The following is a 15,401-nucleotide window of genomic DNA, read 5'->3' as shown; positions in this document are numbered from 1 at the left end:
ACCGAGAAGGTGCCGACCGGGGTCTCGTAGCCGGGCTTGCCCATCGACGCCGGCATCGTCCGCACCACCTCGCCGTTGAGGATGACCGTGAACTGGTGCGTCGACCGGTTCGCGACGGCGACGAACTCGTCGCCGACCTGGAACTCGGTGCGCGCCCCGGCCACGGCGACGGTCACGGTGGTGTGCCCCGGCCAGAGGCGGTCGGGAACCCACTGCACGCGGCTGTCGTCGAGCCACGCGAAACGGCCGCTCACGGGCTTCGACGTGGTGATCTCGACGGCACGTTCGGCGGCGGCGCGGTCACCGACCGGTGCGCCGAACCGGACGGTCACGGGATGTCCCACCCCCACCACCGCGCCGTTCGCCGGCTCGAGCGCCGACGCGGGCAGCCTGGCCGGCGGCGCACCGCCGACGGTTCCCGCCGCGGCCGCGGCCCCCGAACCGAGCAGGGCCATGGCGGTCAGGATCGAGACGAGAAGAAGTCGTGCAACCCGCTGTGCGTTCGGCATGGCCGTCAGCCCCCTCGAAGATGGCGCGGTTGGCTCGTTACCAGTCAACCACGCCAAGATCGAACTCGAAACGGGTCCTTTGTCACTCCCCCGGCGGGCACGACCACGACGCCGGGAAACGACGAAGGGCACCGCGGTCCGGCGAACCGGACGACGGTGCCCTTCGGATCAGCTGTCAGCGCAGCAGCTTGCGCAGCGCCAGGGCGCCGATGACGACACCGACCGCCGCGAGCGCGTACTTGACGTTGGGCTGGTTCACCTTCTCCATCACGGTCTGCTTGGCATGGGCCATCACGTTCTTCGGGCTGGCGCGCACACTCAATTCGTCGAGGGTGCTCGCAAGCTGGTTGCGGGCGTTCTCGATGTCCCGTTCGATGGCCTCGGTGTCCCTACCCACGTGATCCTCCAGTTGGTCGCTGCACTGTGCTGCGACCACGGTAGTGGACGCACGGGTCCGTTACCCTCTCGGAGGTGACGGAAAACAGCAGCAGGCTCGCCCCCGGCGATACGGCTCCCGAGTTCACCCTCCCCGACGCGGACGGCAACGAGGTGTCGCTGTCGGACTACCGCGGACGCAAGGTGATCGTGTACTTCTACCCCGCCGCGAGCACCCCCGGGTGCACCAAGCAGGCCTGCGATTTCCGCGACAGCCTCGCCGACCTGAACGGCGCCGGGCTCGCCGTCGTGGGCATCTCCCCCGACAAGCCGGCCAAGCTCGCGAAGTTCCGGGACGCCGAGCAGCTGACGTTTCCGTTGCTGTCGGATCCGGACAAGACCACGCTCACGGCGTGGGGGGCGTTCGGCGAGAAGAAGATGTACGGCAAGACCGTCACCGGAGTGATCCGTTCGACGTTCGTCGTCGACGAGGACGGCCGGATCGAGGTTGCGCAGTACAACGTGCGCGCCACCGGGCACGTCGCGAAGCTGCGCCGCGACCTGTCGGTCTGAGCGGCGGCTCACCGCGTGAGGGAGGCGAGCACCAGCGCCTCCGCGACGGCCATGTGCTCGAGCTCGGACGGGTCGATGCTCTCGTCGGGCCCGTGGATCCGGGCGCTCGGCTCCTCCACGCCGAGCAGCGCGATCTCCGCGTCCGGCAGCACCTGTTGCAGCACCGTGCACAGCGGGATCGATCCGCCCTGCCCGACCGTGCCGACCTCGCGTCCGTAGACGGCGCCGAGCGCGCTGCGCAGCGCGGCGTATCCCGGTCCGTCGGTCGCGGCCCGGAACGGTTCGCTCACGCCTTCCCGGTCGACCCGCACCCGCACGTTCCACGGGGCGTGGGCGTGCAGGTGGGCGACGAGGGCGTCCTGAGCGGTGGCCGGATCCATCCCCGGCGGGACGCGGAGGTTCAGCCGGGCCGACGCGCGCGGCACGACCGCAGCCGCCGATCCCACCACCGGTGGGGCGTCGATGCCGAGGATCGTCAGCGCGGGACGCGCCCACACGGCGTCGGCCACGGACCCGGCCGACAGCAGTGAGACCCCGTCGAGCACACCGGCGTCGGCGCGGAACACCTCCTCGGGATACGGTTCGCCGCTCCAGATTCCGGTGGGGTCGAGCCCGTCGATCACGGTGTCGCCGGCCTCGTCGCGCAGGCTCGACAGCAGGCGCACCAGCGCGGCGAGCGCGTCGGGGGCTGCGCCGCCGAACTGGCCCGAGTGGATCTCCCCGGCGAGGGCTTCGACGTGGACGACGACGTTCGCCAGGCCGCGCAGCGACGTCGTGAGGGTCGGCCGTCCCACCTCGGCGTTGCCGCAGTCCGCGACGAGCACCAGGTCGGCGGCGAACAGATCGGGCCGTTCGCGGGCCAGGTTCTCGAGCCCGCCGCCACCGGTTTCCTCCGAGCCGTCGCCGACGATCCGGATCCCGACGGGAAGCGGTCCCCGCTCCCGAAGCGCGCGCAGCGCGAGCAGGTGCATCACGAGATTGCCCTTGCAGTCCGCGGCGCCGCGCCCGTACCAGCGGCCGTCGCGTTCGGTGAGCGTGAACGGCGGAGTGTGCCAGAGCGATTCGTCGCCCGGGGGCTGCACGTCGTAGTGGCTGTAGAGGAGCACGGTCGGCGCTCCCGCCGGGGCCGGCGTGTGCCCGAGCACCGCGAGCGAGCCGTCCGACGTCTCGATCAGCGCGGTGTTGTCGACGCCGACCGCGGCGAACGCATCGCGCACCCATCGGGCGGCAGCGACGCATTCCTCGGCCGGGAACAGCCGCGGATCGGCCACCGACCGGAACGCCACCAGTTCCCCGAGGTCCCTGCGCGCCCCGGGCATCAGCCGGCGCACCCGCTCCCGCATGTCCGCGACGTCCACCGCGCCTCCTCGATCGTCGTGTCTCGTTTTCGCTACGGGTACCGCCCCTCGAGATCGAAGCATGCTCGCAGCGGCCGCGTCCGGCGTAGATTCCGCGATATCGAGGTTGCCATCGGGCGGAACGGTCCAGGAAGCGGGACCGGACGGCCCTCGAACGGAAGGCACAGCGATGCCACCCAGCCCGCAGAGCGCGCTCACGCCGTTCTATCGGCAGGTCCAGTCCCACTACGACCTCTCGGACGAGTTCTTCACGCTGTTCCTCGACCCGTCGATGACCTACAGCTGCGCGTATTTCGAGCGGGACGACATGACGCTCGAGCAGGCCCAGGCCGCGAAGGTCGATCTGTCGCTCGGCAAGTGCGACCTGCACCCGGGCATGACACTGCTCGACGTCGGATGCGGCTGGGGCTCGACGATGCTGCGCGCCGCCACGCACTACGACGTGAACACGATCGGGCTCACGCTCAGCCGCAACCAGTACGAGCACGTCCGCGACCTCGCAGCGGGGCTGCCCGGCCCCCGCACCGTGGACGTGCGGCTGCAGGGCTGGGAGGAGTTCGACGGGCGCGTGGACCGCATCGTGAGCATCGGCGCGTTCGAGCACTTCCGGAGCGAACGCTACGACCGGTTCTTCACCAAGTGCCACGACATGCTGCCCCCGGACGGCCGGATGCTGCTGCACACCATCGTGGGGCACCGCCTCGCGACGCTGCGCGAGCGGGGAATCCCGGTGACCCGGGAGAACGCGCTGTTCCACATCTTCATCAAGCGGGAGATCTTCCCCGGCGGGCAGTTGCCGCAGCCGGAGACGGTGGTCGACGGCGCGGAGCGAGCGGGGTTCCGGGTCGAACGCATCCAGGCCCTGGCGCCGCACTACGTCCGCACCCTCGAACACTGGGCCGCGGCGCTGTCGGCCCGCCGGGACGAGGCGGTCGCCCTGTCGTCGGAGGAGATGTACGAGCGCTTCATGAAGTACCTGAACGGTTCCGCCGAACACTTCCGCACGGGCCACATCGACGTCATGCAGTTCACACTCGTCAAGTGAGCGCCGGCGACCGCGGCACCACCGGCGGTGTTAGCTGAGACTCGCCCTCACAGCTAAAAGTTCGGAATTCGGACAACCTCCAGTTAGCCTGGGCGCGTGGAGTCTGCAACGAAGCGCGGCCGCACCCCACGCCGTATCGATCCGGCGCTGGAGGTCCAGGCGGCGCCCCAGGAACTCGTGCCGCGCCGTCGCCCGACGCAGGAGCGCAGCCGGCGCAAGTTCGACGCGCTGCTCGCCGCGTCCCGCGAACTGCTCACCGAGGTCGGCTTCGAGTCGTTCACCTGCGAAGAGGTGGCTGCCCGTGCCGATGTCCCCATCGGAACCCTCTACCAGTTCTTCGCCAACAAGTACGTCATCGTGTGTGAACTGAACCGGCAGGACCTGGTGGGTGTGCAGGACGAGCTCGCCAAGTTCGACGGCGTCATCCCCTCCGTGGATTGGCTGCGGTTCCTCAACGCCTTCGTCGACCATCTCGCCGGGCTGTGGATGTCGGACCCCTCGCGGCGGGAGGTGTGGCTCGCGATGCAGTCCACCCCGTCGACCCGGGCGACCGGCGCGATCCACGAGAAGGAGTTCGCCGAGCAGATCGCGCGGATGCTGGCTCCGCTCATGCCCGACACCCCGCGCGAGCGTCGCACGCTGATGGCCGAGGTGCTCGTGCACGTCGTCTACTCGATGCTGAACTTCTCCGTGCAGGACGACCAGAGCCACGCCGACGCGGTCGTCGAGCTCAAGCGGCTGATGGGTGCGTATCTGATGGTGGCGGAGAAGGAGTCACGCACCAGCGCCAAGCGGCGCAGGCGCCGTGAGGCCGCCGCCCGGGCGGAGGAGACCGAGCGGCCGGTCCCGGAGGACGACGGCCAGGTGGAAACGCGTCAGGCGGAGGAGACGCACGCCTCCCCCGCCTGACGCGGAATTCTCCCGCAGACTCCTACGCCTGCGGGTCGTCCTCGAGCACGACGAACGCGCCGGCCATGTCTCCGTCGTGGGTGAGCGAGACGTGGATCCGCACCCCGGTCAGGTGCTCGGCGACGTCGCCGTGCAGCCGGATCCCGGGTCGGCCCCACGCGTCGGAGACCACCTCGATCTGCCGGTGCACGGTCTCCGGCAGCACCGGTGGGCTGCCGAACAGCGACGCCGACCACGCCTTGATCAGCGCCTCCTTCGCCGCCCACCGGGCGGCGAAGTGCCGGCCCGGACGGGAGCTGCGGGTGTTCGCGTCGCGACGCTCGCCCGGGGTGAAGTTCGAGAGCATCGCCGTGCCTGCCCGGCCCAGCTGTTCCTCGAACTCCGACACCGTGACCAGGTCGAACCCGATCCCCGCAACTCCCATCCGTCCCGTGACCCGCTCTCTGTGACCGTGCGGCCGGCGGCTACTTGCAGCCGGGCAGACCCGAACGGTACACGTCGCCGTCACCCAGTCGTGCCTCCGGCGAGAGCAGCACGTCGGCCTCGAGCTGGCGTGCCGCCTTGGCCGGCACCGAGTCCCCACCGAAGCGACGGTCGGCGGGCCGCTGGTACAGGGCCGCACCCCCGGTCATCGCCTCCGCGAGGCGGCGCTTACCGGCGACGGCGCGGGCCTGAGCCTGCTCCACGTAGGCCTCCCGGCGCTCCGCCGGGATCGCCTCGACGAACGCCTGCGGGTGGACCACCGCGATCAGCCCCGACACGTGACCGAACCCGAGGCTGGTCAGCAGACCGGCCTTGAGCGCGTACCGCTCGCCGAAGCGCAGCGGGGTGCGCGGCCACACCAGGTGCTCGAACTCGGCCATCTTGTCGTCGACGCAGTCCAGGCTGCGGTTCGGCGGGACGACGCCCTGGCTGAGGACCTGGCACAGGCCGATCAGCTGGAACGCCGCCGCGCCGCCCTTGGCGTGACCGGTCAGCGACTTCTGCGACACCACGAACATCGGCGCGCCCTTGCTGCGGCCCAGCGACCCGGCCAGACGCTCGTGCAGCTCCGCCTCGTTCGGGTCGTTGGCCGCCGTGGAGGTGTCGTGCTTGGAGATCACCGCGATGTCGTCGGCGGTGACGCCGAGCTTGCGCAGCTCCCGCGCCAGGCCCGACTCGAGCCCGCCGCGACCGGCGCCGAGGGCACCGATGCCCGGAGCCGGGATCGAGGTGTGCACGCCGTCGGCGAAGGACCCGGCCCACGCGACCACACCGAGGACGGGCAGGCCCATCTCCAGCGCCAGGTCGCCGCGGGCGAGCAGGACCGTGCCGCCACCGGCGGACTCGACGAAACCGCCGCGCCGGCGATCGTTGGCCCGGGAGAACCGGCGATCGCTGATGCCCTTGGCCGTCATGTCGTCCGACTTCGCGGTGGCCGACATGTCACCGAACCCGACGATGCCCTCGATGCCGAGGTCGTCGAAGCCGCCGGCGACGACCAGCTGCGCCTTGCCCAGCTTGATCTTGTCGACGCCCTCCTCGACCGACACCGCGGCCGTCGCGCACGCCGCCACCGGATGCACCATCGCGCCGTAGCCACCGACGTACGACTGCACCACGTGCGCGGCGATGACGTTCGGCAGGGCCTCCTGCAGGATGTCGTTCGCGCGGGACTCGCCGAGCAGCGTGTCGATGTACAGCGACCGCATCGAGGTCATGCCGCCCATGCCGGTGCCCTGGGTGTTCGCCACGTACGAGGGGTGCACCCAGCGCATCAGCTCCGACGGGGTGAAACCGCTGGAGAGGAACGCGTCGACCGTGGTCACGATGTTCCACAGGCCCACCCGGTCCACGGACTCGGCCATGTCGGCGGGGATGCCCCACTTGGTGACGTCGAACCCGGTCGGGATCTGGCCGCCGACCGTGCGGGTCAGGTTCATCTTGCGGGGCACCCGGATCTCGGTGCCGGCCTTGCGGGTGACGGTCCAGTCACCGCTGTCCGGAACCGAGTGCGCGACGGTGTTCTCCGGGTCGGCGTCGACGAACGCGCGGGCCTCGGCCTCGGAACCCACCACAAACGACAGGTCCTTGTCCAGGAACACCGAGGTCAGCAGCGGCGCCGCGTTGTCGACCATCGCGCCGTCGTCGGCGTAGCGGCGGATGCCGCAGCGCTCGACCACCGCGTCGTGGTACCGGTCGGCGATCTCCGCCTCGGGCACCAGCTCGCCGGTCTCCGCGTCGTACCAGCCCGGCTTGGGATCGTTCTCCCACGCCACCAGGCCGGTGGCCCACGCCAGCTCGAGCACACCGGCGGCCGACAGCTCCTCGTCGACCTCCATCTCGAAGCGGGTACGGGCCGACCCGTAGGGGCCGAGCTCGCCGGCGCCGACGATGACCACCAGATCGGCGGGGTCGACGTCGAGCGTGTTCCACTCCGGTGCCGGCAGCGTCGCGTCCAGGCGCGGCGGTGCGGGCAGCGCCGCGATCGTCGCGTGCTCGGGCTCCGCCGCGGCGTCCTTCGCGGCCTCGGCCTCCTCCTGCGCCTGCTTGGCCAGGGCCGGCAGGTCGATGTCGGCCTCCGACAGACCCCCGGTCAGGTCCGCCACCAGCGGCTCGACCGCGGCGGCCTCCTTGGAGCCGGCGGTGACGAGCTTCAGCAGCTCGACGGCCATCTCGTCGGTCGACCAGGTCCGCACACCGGCGGCCTCGGCGGCCTCCACCAGCGGATCGTTGCCGCCCATCAGGCCGGTGCCGCGCACCCACCCGATGAGGGCGTGGGCGAGGGTGACCCGCTCGGCCCAGATGCGCTCGGCGTGCCAGCGGTTGACGATCGCGTCGAGCGCGGCCTTCGCCTCGCCGTAGGCGCCGTCGCCACCGAACTTGCCGCGGTTCGGCGAACCCGGCAGCACGACGTGCAGGTGGGTGTCCACGTCACGGTCGGAGCCGATGTCGGCCAGGCCCGCGATCAGGCGCTCCACCGACCACAGCAGGACCCGCATCTCCATCTCGGCGCGGGCACCGGCGTCGGCCATCGACCCGGACACGCGCGGCGCGGCGAACGGGAACAGCAGCGTCGGAGTCAGGGCCTCCTTGATCAGCTTCTTGGCGCCGCCCGCGGTCTCCACGGTTTCGGTGCCGAGCCACGTCACCAGGGCGTCGACGTCGGCGTAGGACGCCATGTTGGCCGGGACCACCCACAGCGCCGCACCGGAGCGTGCGTTGCGCGCATACAGCTCCTTGTAGAAGCCGAGGCGGCTGTCGTTCAGGCTCGACGTGGTGACCACGACCGTGGCGCCGCCGGCGAGCAGCTTCGCCGCGACCGCGGCCGCGATCCCGCCCTTGCTGGCGCCGGTGACCACGGCGACCTCGCCCGCGTACTCGGCGTCGCCGGTCTGCCGGGCGGCCGTCGCGACGGCGTCGAAGACCTGCGCGAGCTCCGTGCGGCCGGTCTCGGTGGCCTTGCCCGCCCAGAACGCGGCGTGCGCGGCGACCGTGGCACCCGCACCGGCGAACCGCTCCGCGCCGATCTCGGCACCGAGCCAGATGCGAGCCAGGTCCTCGCGGGCCGTCGCCCACCGGTCGTCGATCAGCACGGCCTTGCGGGCGTCGAACGCCGGTGCGACCAGCCGCGGCCAGTCGGAGCCGAGCTCCGCCGAGACCAGGTCGACCAGCTCGGTGTCCGCCTTGTCCGCGAGGTCCGAGGCCGCGTCGGCCAGGCCCAGCTCGGACAGGATCAGGCGGGCGGTCTTGGCGAGCACACCGTTCGAGCCGGTGATGCCCTCGGCGAACTCGCCGAGCGCGGCAGCGTCGACGGTGGCACCGCCACCGCCACCGGCGGACGGCATCGACACCGCGACACCGCGGCGGCCGGCGACCGACTGCACGGCCGCGTCGATCAGCTTGTCGACGGCGGCACCGTCGGACAGCGCGCCGTCGGAAAGGCCGCCGAGCGCACCGCCGCGGACGGACGAACCGTCCCGGCTGCCCAGCGCGACCTCCGCGGTCACGTGCGACGCCCAGCCCTCGCCGAGACCCCACACCTTGGTGACCCGGTCGGCGACGTAGGCGGGACGCTTGCCCGACGGGCCGAACACCTTGCGCAGGTGGTCGTTGATCGAGTCCGACAGCACCGGACCGAAGGGCCGGTAGGTGCGGGCCAGGCGATCGACCGTGCCGGCGAGCGCGCCCATGTCGGCGTCGGCCGCACCGTCGATGGCACCGAGCGACAGCTCCGAGCCGAGGTCGACGAGCAGCTGGTTGCGCCGCGAGGACACGCCGTCGCACAGCGCCTCGATCGTGTCGGCGGGACCGATCTGATCCGGGCGCAGCTTCGTCCACAGGGCGATGAGCACCTTCGTGGCGTCGGCGGCCTTGAACGCGATGTCGTCCGGACGCGGACCACCCGCGGGAGCTGCGGGCGCGGCGGCCGGAGCGGCGGCCGCGGCCGGAGCGGCAGCGGAAGCGTCGGCCGAGGCCGGCTCGTCGTCCTCCACCGGCGCCGGATCGACGTCCGTGGAGTACACGATCGAGGCCTCGCGCTCGATGTTGAGCACCTCGACCGGCTGGCCGAAGCGGCCCGGCAGCTTCAGCGTCTGCGACGCCAGGTTCGCCACCGTCGGGGCGGCGCCGAGGCCGACCTCGACGAACCGCTCGACACCCAGGCCACCGTCGGCCTCGTCGGCGAACAGCAGATCCTGCGTCTCGATCCAGCGGACCGGGGACGCGAACTGCCACGCGAGGAGCTCGGCGAGCACCACGCGGCACAGCTTCGAGGGGTCGGCCGCCCAGGTGTCGAAGTCCGCGAGGACCTCGGCCAGCGGCTCGGACGGCACCAGGTCCGCGATCTCCTGGACGAACTCCCGGCCCAGGTTGAACGGCTTGGGCACCAGGTTCGGGATGTAGCGGCCGATGAGGATGTCGGGATCGATCTGCTCGGGCAGCAGGTTCAGCAGGCGCTCCCGGAAGTCGTCCACGCCGCCGCGCAGGACGGTCGAGTGGAACGGCACGTCGATGCCCGGGACCAGGATGAACGCACGCTTGCCCCCGAACTCGGCGACCTTGCGCTCGATCACGGACTCGAGGGCCTCGAGACCGGCGACCGTACCGGCAATCGCGTACTGCGAGCCGCGCAGGTTCAGGTTGACGATCTGCAGGAACTCCCCGGTCTCCTCGGCGACCCCGGCGACGAACGCCTCGAGATCGGCGTCGGCGACACCGAACTGCGACGGCCGGATCGCGGCCATGCGGTAGTTCGAACGGCCCTGCTCGTCGCGCGGCACGAGGGCGTGCATCGCCGACCCGCGGCTGAAGACCACCTCGAGCACCGCCTCGAGCGGCAGCACCCCGGCGACCGCGGCGAGCGCGTTGTACTCGCCCACCGAGTGGCCGGCCAGGAGCGCACCCTCGACGAAGGCGCCGGCCTCACGCAGTTCCGCGATCTGGGCGACACCCAGGGTCGCCATCGCGACCTGCGTGAACTGGGTCAGGTGCAGCACGCCGTCCGGGTGCTTGTGGGTGACGCCGCGGGCCTTGAGCACGGTCGGGTTGTCGCGCACCACGGCAAGGATGGAGAAGCCCAGGGCCTTGCGGGTGTGCTTGTCGGCGCGATCCCAGATCTCCCGGGCGGCCTTCGAGCGGGCGCGGGCGTCCAGGCCCATGCCGGGCCGCTGGATGCCCTGGCCGGGGAACGCGTACACCGTGCGCGGGGCGGCGGTGCGGCCAGTGGCGACCATCACCAGGTCCCCGTCCACGCGGCAGCTCACCTCGACGATCTCGGCGCCACGGTCGGTCGCGATGCGGTCGACGCGCACGTCGATCTGCGCACCCGGACGCACCATGCCGAGGAACCGGGCGGTCCACGCCGTCAGGCGGCGGGCCGGCAGCTTGGCGTCGGCCTCGAGGGCGGTGACGACCTGCTGGGCGGCGGCGGACAGCCACATGCCGTGCACGATCGGGGTGCCCAGGCCGGCCAGGAGGGCGGCGTTGTCCGAGGTGTGGATCGGGTTGTGGTCGCCCGACACCCGCGCGAAGGCGCTCATGTCGATCGGGGCGACGATCACGGCGTCGCGGCGGCGGCGACGCGGGGTCTCCACCGCGTCCTCGCTCACGGCACCGCCGGCACGGACCGGATCGGCCAGCTCGGCCTTGCCGGTGCGGCCACGGATCGCGAACCGCTCGATCAGGGTGGCGACCGTGGTGTCACCCGAGCCGTTGCCGTTGTCGGCGGTGATCTCGACGTGCACCTCGACGACCCGGCCGAGGTCGGTGTCGGCCACGTCCCGTGCCTCGGCCTTGACGCCCAGGATCGACGGATCGGTCGGCAGACCGTCCTTCACGTCGACGGCGTGGTCGAGATGGACCAGGTCGAGCATGCCCTCGATCACCGACAGGCTGTCGTCGGTCTGCGCGGCGCCGAGCGCGGCGAACACCGCCGGCCAGCACGCGCCGACCAGGACGTCGGGCACACCGTGGCCGCTCGGGGTCAGGTTCAGCGGCAGTCCTGAACCGGTGACACCGGCGTGGTCGGCGATCTTCTCCGGCAGCCAGCCGAGGGTGATGCGGGCCGCGCCCTTCTTCACCGCGGGCAGCTCCTGCCCCGCGGCGACACCGAGCAGCGCCGACATCGACGCCGACGCGTCGTCCGCGGTGACGACCGGGGCGCCACCGGTGTGCACGGTGGCGGGCACCGTGAGGCGGATCTCGACGGTCTTGTCGCCGGCGAGCGGCACCGTCAGGCCCACGTGCTCGGCGTCGAGAACGCTCAGCGTGGCGCCCGTCGCGCCGTGCACGGCGGCGGTGTCGGACTCGACGGACCACTCGTCCAGGTCACCGAGGCGGTGCACCGGGTTGACGGTCTGCCGGCCGGCCCAGTTGACATCCGGAGCCGACAGCACGGCGTCGAGCAGGCCGGCCGCGAGGTCCTGGTGGCGGCGGGCCGCGATCTGCACCGGCTCGACGCCGGCCGCGATCAACTCGTCGACCGCAGCCTTCTCGAAGCGGTCGAGCAGCTCACCGACGGGCTCGTCGGCGCGGGTGATGCCCGCGACGGCGACGGTGCCCGGGATGATGCAGACCTGATCGGCGCTGTAGCGCGGATCGTGGGCCTGCCACAGGGAGTCGGACCGCCACCAGCGACGCACGTCCTGGTCGACGACCGGGACGAAGTTCACCGGCTTGCCCGGGGTGCGGCACAGCGAGACGAAGAACGGAACGTCGGCGGGGTGCAGGACCACCGAGTCGGCGTCCGGGAACTGCTCGGTCAGCGCGGCCAGCGCCGCGTACGGCCGGTCGAGGGCCGCGTCGTCGGCGAACAGCGTCGGGATCGGGCCACGGTCGGCCGGGTGCAGGCGGGACTCGGCGCGCTGCAGCATCTCGTGGAAACGCTCACGCCAGGTGACGTCGATCCACGGGTTCTCGGCCGCGTCGGCCACCTCCTGCGAGCCGACGGCCAGCTCCAGGTAGCGGGCGAGCCACTGCCCGTAGGTCATCTCGGCGACGTCGCCGAAGTACGGCTTCGCGGTGACGTCGAGCGCGGCGATGATCTCGTCGCGGCGCGCGGCCACGGCCTCGGCGTCGCCCGCGACCTCGTCGAGCAGGCGGCCCGTGCGGGACGCGGCGTTGTCGATCTCGTGGATGTCCGCGCCCAGCTGGCTACGGCCGGAGGCCATGCCGCCGGAGGCGGTGCCGGCGCCGACCCAGTCGGGGGTGCCGGGGGTCTCGACGAGCATCCGCTTGACCTCGGGCGACGTGGTCGCCTCGAGCGTCGCCATCGCCGCGGTGCCGACGAGGATGCCGTCGAGCGGCATCGCCGGGAAGCCGTGGGCGGTGGACCAGCGGCCGGTCAGGTAGTCGGCGGCCCGCTCGGGGGTGCCGATGCCACCACCGACGCACAGCACCAGGTTGGAGCGGGTGCGCAGCTCGGCGTAGGTGGCGAGCAGCAGATCGTCGAGGTCCTCCCACGAGTGGTGGCCACCGGCGCGGCCGCCCTCGATGTGGACGATGACCGGGTAGTTCGGCACCTCGTTCGCGATGCGGATCACCGAGCGGATCTGCGCCACGGTGCCCGGCTTGAAGGCGACGTAGCTGATGCCGGCCTCGGTCAGCTCCTCGATGATCGAGACGGCTTCCTCGAGCTCGGGGATGCCGGCGGTGACGACCACGCCGTCGAACGGCGCGCCCGCGGCGCGGGCCCGCGGCACCAGCCGCTTGCCACCCACGTGCAGCTTCCACAGGTACGGGTCGAGGAACATCGAGTTGAACTGCACGGCGCGGCCCGGCTCGAGCAGCCCCTTCAGCTCCTCGACGTGGTCGGCGAAGATCTGCTCGGTGACCTGGCCGCCGCCGGCGAGCTCGGCCCAGTGGCCGGCGTTGGCTGCCGCGGCGACGATCTTCGGATCGACGGTGGTCGGCGTCATGCCGGCCAGCAGGATCGGGGAGCGGCCGGTCAGGCGCGTGAACGCCGTCTCGACGCCCTGGCGGCCGTCGGGCAGGGTGACCGGCTTCGGCGCGAACGCGGACCACGGCTGCGGCACCTCGGGCTCCGCGCCCGGGGTCAGCAGGTTGCGCTGACCGCCGCGGGTGGCGGCCGCGATGATGCCCACACCCTGGCCACGCAGGCCCGAGCTGGTCATACGGGTCAGCAGCTCACCGGGACCCATGTCCAGGATCCACGAGGCGCCGGCCGCGACGGCGTCGTCGACGAGGGCGACCCAGTCGACCGGGTCGACGAGCACTTCCTGCGCCAGCGAGCGGGCGAGGTCCGCGTCCAGGCCGCAGCGGGCGGCCCAGTCGGCGACCTGCTCGACCGCGTCGGCGAGAGCAGGGTGGTGGAAACCGATCTCGGCGGAGACCGGCTCGAAGGTCGGGGCGAACACGGCACCGCCGCGCTTCTTCGCCTCACGCTCGCGGGTCTCCGCGGCGGAGATCTCCTCGCAGCGCTGCTGCACGCGAGCCAGGGCGGCCGGCGGGCCGGACAGCACGACGCGGCGGCGGGCGTTGCGGATGGCGACGACCGCGGAGCGCTGCGGGTCCTGGTCGGCGAAGACCTCGGCGACGACGGCGCCCAGGCGCTCGGGGTCGACGTTCGCGACGGCGAGCATCGGGAAGCGCTCGGCGCCGGCGATGATGCCGCGGCGACGGCCGACGAGGGTGGCGGCGGCACCGATGAGCTGGGCGATCGCGAGGATCTGCCCGTCCTTGGCGCCGGCGGCCTCGGTGGCCGCGACGGCCAGCACGCCCTGCGAGTGGCCGATCACGGCGGCCGGGGCCTGGGCGGTCACGTCGAGGCCCTGGTTCGCCAGCGCGCGCAGCGCGGCCACCTGGGTCAGGAACACGCCGGGCAGCGAGACCGCGGCGGAAGTCAGCGTGGACTCGGAGGGGCCGGAGACGGGCGTCTCGTCCTCGTCGGCGACCTCCTGCTCGAGCATCCAGGCGATGGGGTCGAAGCCGCTCGGACGCACGACGACGAGGTCGTGTGCGACGGGCGCGAGCAGCGCGGTGGCCTCGTTGACCAGTTCGGTCAGGACCGGCTCGAGCCCGTTGTCGCGGCTGAGTTCTTCGAGGGAGCTGAGCCAGGGAGCGCCCTGGCCACCGAAGGCGAGTGCGTAGGGCTCCCCGGCGAGGAGCTTGTCGACCAGCGCGCCCTTACGGGAAGCGGGGGCGTTGCCCCGGTCACTGGCGCGTCGTGATGCCTTCGAGTTCCGTCCGTTGTCGGCTGGTGTGGTCTCGTCGATCGTCACGCGTGTAGTTCCTCTCCTGAACACCGCAAGGGCGTGGTCTCGTGGCCGCCCGCGCCGCCGTTGGCGTTCTGATGGGCTCTGATCTGCTCGTTCGGGCTACCCAAGAGTGACACAAAATCATGAGGGGTTCCTCATGTTTTGTTCCGCGCGGGTTACCTCCCCCGAGGGGGCACGTGAGATCACTCACAGCAGGTCGGAGAAGTAACCGGTTGGTAGGGAGAGTCGGCGCAGGCTGCGCGGCTACATGGACGTCCATCAACCTGAGGAATCCCTCAGGTTTATCGTTACACAATCGTTACCATCTTGACTGACCGCGAAACGCGTGCATGAGGGCACTTTCGGCAATTTGTCGGCGCCGTCCGATACGGTTCCGCGCATCGAACATGCATTCGACAAGGGGGGTACGCGCATGAAGTACACGCGGGAGGTTTTGGAAGAGGCCGTCGCCAAGTCGGTAAGTGTGGCGGGCGTCATACGGTATCTCGGACTGGTGCCGAGCGGCGGAGCTCACGCACATCTGAGCCGGCGGATCAAGAAGTTCGGCATCGATACCTCACACTTCACGGGGCAGGCGCACATGACCGGCCGGCCGCCGCGAAACCGCATGGCATGGGCTGCGGTCCTCGTCTGCAAACCGACCGGCGCGGCTCGGGCAAAGCCCAAGATGCTTCGGCGTGCGTTGCTCGAGTCCGGACGTCCTCACCAGTGCGAATCGTGCGGCATTGAGCCGTACTGGAACGGGAGCGTCCTGACGCTCCATGTCGACCACATCGACGGCAATCCGAACGACTCCCGTCCCGAGAACGTCCGTTTCCTCTGCCCCAACTGCCACAGCCAGACACCGACGTGGGCCGGTCGACGGCGCTTCGGAGTTGGGGATGTCGAATCATGCCCCGGTGGCGATATCGCGTAA

The 15,401-nt window shown here is 71.4% G+C and carries 9 protein-coding genes; 4 read left to right on the top strand and 5 right to left on the bottom strand.

Translation table 11 applies throughout. From position 1 onward, the window contains the following. On the bottom strand, positions 1-509 hold a 509-nt coding region (locus tag AIIKEEIJ_RS21685), incomplete at its 3' end, for an Ig-like domain-containing protein (protein WP_161996531.1). A gap of 175 nt (positions 510-684) precedes the next feature. Further along, entirely contained in the window at positions 685-906 is a 222-nt protein-coding gene (locus AIIKEEIJ_RS21680) for a DUF3618 domain-containing protein (RefSeq protein ID WP_006937565.1), read from the bottom strand. 74 nt (positions 907-980) lie between these two features. Between AIIKEEIJ_RS21680 and bcp the strand changes: the two genes are divergently transcribed. Next, a complete protein-coding gene (gene bcp, locus AIIKEEIJ_RS21675) occupies positions 981-1,457 on the top strand; it encodes a thioredoxin-dependent thiol peroxidase (protein WP_006937563.1) in 477 nt (158 codons plus the stop codon). Positions 1,458-1,465: 8 nt separating this feature from the next. On the opposite strand, the gene AIIKEEIJ_RS21670 is transcribed toward bcp, so the two are convergent. After that, the gene (locus AIIKEEIJ_RS21670; protein WP_037201611.1) at positions 1,466-2,800 is read right to left on the bottom strand and encodes a dipeptidase; all 1,335 of its coding nucleotides are present in this window, start codon (positions 2,798-2,800) and stop codon (positions 1,466-1,468) included. Between the two features lie 184 nt (positions 2,801-2,984). Between AIIKEEIJ_RS21670 and AIIKEEIJ_RS21665 the strand changes: the two genes are divergently transcribed. Further along, the gene (locus AIIKEEIJ_RS21665; RefSeq protein WP_006937561.1) at positions 2,985-3,860 is read left to right on the top strand and encodes a cyclopropane mycolic acid synthase family methyltransferase; all 876 of its coding nucleotides are present in this window, start codon (positions 2,985-2,987) and stop codon (positions 3,858-3,860) included. 135 nt (positions 3,861-3,995) lie between these two features. After that, the gene (locus AIIKEEIJ_RS21660) at positions 3,996-4,769 is read left to right on the top strand and encodes a TetR/AcrR family transcriptional regulator (RefSeq protein ID WP_373566480.1); all 774 of its coding nucleotides are present in this window, start codon (positions 3,996-3,998) and stop codon (positions 4,767-4,769) included. A 22-nt stretch (positions 4,770-4,791) separates the two neighbouring features. Here the strand turns inward: AIIKEEIJ_RS21660 and acpS are convergent, their stop codons facing one another. Next, positions 4,792-5,193: a holo-ACP synthase AcpS gene (gene acpS, locus AIIKEEIJ_RS21655; protein ID WP_006937559.1), complete on the bottom strand. Its 402-nt coding sequence runs from the start codon at positions 5,191-5,193 to the stop codon at positions 4,792-4,794. A gap of 40 nt (positions 5,194-5,233) precedes the next feature. Continuing rightward, the gene (locus AIIKEEIJ_RS21650) at positions 5,234-14,488 is read right to left on the bottom strand and encodes a type I polyketide synthase (protein ID WP_161996530.1); all 9,255 of its coding nucleotides are present in this window, start codon (positions 14,486-14,488) and stop codon (positions 5,234-5,236) included. A gap of 409 nt (positions 14,489-14,897) precedes the next feature. On the opposite strand from AIIKEEIJ_RS21650, the gene AIIKEEIJ_RS21645 reads away from it, so the two are divergent. Continuing rightward, positions 14,898-15,401 carry an HNH endonuclease gene (locus tag AIIKEEIJ_RS21645; protein WP_161996533.1) on the top strand — a complete coding sequence of 168 codons (504 nt, stop codon included), beginning with the start codon at positions 14,898-14,900 and terminating at the stop codon, positions 15,399-15,401.

The sequence above is a fragment of the Rhodococcus sp. YH1 genome, assembly GCF_009939605.1.
GTDB classification, from domain to species: Bacteria; Actinomycetota; Actinomycetes; order Mycobacteriales; family Mycobacteriaceae; genus Rhodococcus; species Rhodococcus aetherivorans.
This window is presented reverse-complemented; position numbering and strand designations above follow the sequence as displayed.